The sequence below is a fragment of the Mycobacterium sp. GA-1841 genome, from assembly GCF_001954135.1.
Taxonomy (GTDB): Bacteria; Actinomycetota; Actinomycetes; order Mycobacteriales; family Mycobacteriaceae; genus Mycobacterium.
This window is the reverse complement of record NZ_MBEQ01000091.1, coordinates 1-980: the sequence shown is the minus strand read 5'-3', so window position 1 is coordinate 980 and position 980 is coordinate 1. Positions and strand designations below refer to the sequence as shown.

The window sequence follows — 980 nt, the reverse complement described above, 5'->3', positions numbered from 1 at the left end:
GCGTCGCGGTGGTGTTTGACCTTGACCATCTCCCGCTTGCCCGGCAGGTAGGGGCCGTCGAGCCGCTTGGCGATCACGCCGTCCAGGCCGGCCCCCTCGAAGGTCTGCAACCACTGCGCGCCGAGTTCGGGGTCGACGGTGGTCCGGGTGACGTGGCACCGGACCTGATGTGCGACCGCGTCGACCAGCGCGGCGCGACGCTCGCTGAACGCGCGCCCCGTGAGATCGTCGTCGCCGAGGGCGAGCAGATCGAACGCGATGAACGCCGCCGGCGTCTGCTCGGCGAGCATGGTCACGCGGCTGGCCGCCGGGTGCAGGCGCAGTTGCAGTGCCTCGAAGTCCAGGCCCGTGCCGGTCGCGATCACGATCTCCCCGTCGACGACGCATCGCTGCGGTAGTTCGGCGCGAGCCGCTGCCACCAGTTCGGGGAAGTACCGGGTCATCGGGCGTTCGTTGCGGCTGCCGAATTCGACTTCGTCGCCGTCACGAAAGCAGATGGTGCGGAAGCCGTCCCATTTCGGCTCATAGGACATGCCCGGCGGGATCTCACGCACAGGTTTCGACAGCATCGGCGAGACCGGTGGCATCACGGGCAGCTCCATCTGCCCACGATGACATTGCCCCGCAGCGGTGGTCTACCCGAGTATGGAACCCGTGGACTTGCCCGTGCAGCCGCCCATCGAACCGATGCTTGCCAAGGCGCAGGTGAAAGTGCCGGACGAGGCTGGGGTGTGGTCCTACGAACCGAAATGGGACGGATTCCGGGCACTGGTGTTCCGTGACGGCGACGAGGTGGTGCTGCAGTCACGCAACGGCAAAGAGCTCGGCCGCTATTTTCCCGAACTGCTCGACGTGTTGCGTGACGAGCTCGCCGGCCGGTGCGTGCTCGACGGGGAAGTGGTGGTGCCGCGTGAGGTCGACGGCCGGATCCGGTTGGACTGGGAGTCGCTGTCGCAACGCGTCCATCCGGCGGCCAGCCG

The 980-nt window shown here is 67.7% G+C and carries 1 protein-coding gene and 1 pseudogene; one reads left to right on the top strand and one right to left on the bottom strand.

Going from position 1 to position 980, the window contains the following annotated elements:
- A partial coding sequence (locus A5740_RS21500) for an ATP-dependent DNA ligase (RefSeq protein WP_139335281.1) occupies window positions 1-602 on the bottom strand: 602 nt, incomplete at its 3' end.
- Window positions 603-645: 43 nt separating this feature from the next.
- On the opposite strand from A5740_RS21500, the pseudogene A5740_RS21495 reads away from it, so the two are divergent.
- A pseudogene (locus tag A5740_RS21495) lies at window positions 646-980 on the top strand (ATP-dependent DNA ligase); the annotation flags it as partial.